Annotated in this window: 2 protein-coding genes; both read left to right on the forward strand. The window is 34.9% G+C overall.

All coding sequences use genetic code 11. The features are described 5' to 3' along the window. Window positions 1-15: 15 nt before the first annotated feature. Window positions 16-537, forward strand: coding sequence for a fimbrial protein (locus JK188_RS17485; RefSeq protein WP_211885483.1), 522 nt, complete (start codon window positions 16-18; stop codon window positions 535-537). Next, window positions 455-1173 (forward strand): fimbrial biogenesis chaperone (locus JK188_RS17490; protein ID WP_249216046.1); only part of this gene is annotated, 719 nt, incomplete at its 3' end. The genes JK188_RS17485 and JK188_RS17490, both read left to right, overlap by 83 nt.

Here is a 1173-nt window from a genome sequence, read left to right on the forward strand (position 1 = left end):
ATTTATAGGAAAATTATGCATATTCTAAATAAAACTCTAAATTTATTGGGAGTGAGTTTGGCTATCACGATCGCACCGGCAGTGTTTGCTTCTGGTGTAATTAATTTTACGGGAGAAATAACGGAGCAAGCTTGTACCGTAGATAGTCAATCACGTAACTTAAATGTAGATCTTGGCCGTGTATCAACCAAAAGTTTATCTTCCGCAGGAGAAATGGCTGGGTTAACGAATTTTACAATTAAACTGGTGGATTGCCCTGTTGATACTAAAGTCACGGTTAATTTCGCGGGAAACCGTGATGCTGTTGACCAAGATATTCTTGCTTTACATCATGGCAATGGTTCAGCAAAAAATGTGGGTATCGCATTGTATGAAAAAAATGCAGTATCTCAGATAAAACTATACGAAGATACCAAAGAGGTTGTTTTAGCAGGAAATTCGGCAGAGTTGGAGTATGTTGCAGCGTTTAAAGCAACAGGTGCAGCAACGGCGGGGCAAGCGAATAGCAGCGCAATTTACAGTATTCAATATCAATAATATGCTGGGTGACGTTTGTCACCCATATTTACGTTATGTTGGCATGTATATGAAGATAATTTATTCAGCTATTTTATTTTGTCTCTGCTTTGTTTCTTTAGCATCAGCCAGTGGGATCAGTATAGGTGGAACTCGTTTTGTTTATATGGATAATAAACGAGATATTTCAATTCCAATTTTTAATAGTAATGAAAAAAAACCTTTCTTAATCCAAAGTTGGGTGACCGGGTTTAATGAGGACATTAAAGCGCCATTTATTGCAACTCCAGCTTTATTCCGTGTTGAGCCGAATAGTTACGGGGCAGCAAGAATTGCGTATTTAGGTCAGCCACTTTCATCTAACCAAGAAAAAATATTTTTATTAAATATAAAATCAATACCGCCTAAAGATGAGGGTATTGAAAATGAATTGCAAATCATTATTAATTCACAGTTTAAACTTTTCCTACGCTCAAACGATATTGAGCCATTAAATTTTGATAATATAATATTAACAAAAGAGCATAATGGAATAAAAATCAATAATAAAACACCGTATCATTTATCAATTAAAAGTATTTTAATTAATGGGGGGTCCATAAAAGGAACGAAAATGGTTTACCCTTGGGTAGATGATTATATTTTTAAAGGAAAGAT

Source organism: Providencia sp. JGM181 (assembly GCF_018257375.1).
GTDB classification, from domain to species: domain Bacteria; phylum Pseudomonadota; class Gammaproteobacteria; order Enterobacterales; family Enterobacteriaceae; genus Providencia; species Providencia lanzhouensis.

Coding starts and splice junctions, on each gene's coding strand:
- JK188_RS17485 (WP_211885483.1), top strand. CDS start 16: ATGCATATTCTAAATAAAACTCTAAATTTATTGGGAGTGAGTTTGGCT.